The sequence below is a fragment of the Acidovorax sp. Q11 genome, assembly GCF_054950075.1.
On sequence record NZ_JBUDZG010000143.1, the window covers coordinates 1 to 216 of the forward strand.

Annotated in this window: 1 protein-coding gene; it reads left to right on the forward strand. The window is 66.2% G+C overall.

Annotated elements, in window-relative coordinates; all coding sequences use genetic code 11:
- The coding region (locus ACYZGB_RS23035) for a transposase (RefSeq protein ID WP_462391310.1) at positions 1–216 on the forward strand (216 nt) is incomplete at both ends.

A 216-nucleotide genomic window follows, 5' to 3' on the forward strand; every position in this document is an offset into this window, starting at 1 on the left:
CCTGGCCACGGCCATCAAGCCGATCTACACGGCGGTGAGCGCCGAGGCCGCTGAGGCCGAGCTGACTGCGTTTGAAGCCGGGCCCTGGGGCCAGAAGTTCCCCACTGTCGTGGGCGCCTGGCGCAGGGTCTGGGACAAGGTCATACCGTTCTTTGCCTTCCCGCCCGAGGTGCGCCGCGTGATCTACACGACCAACGCGATTGAGAGCGTGAATGC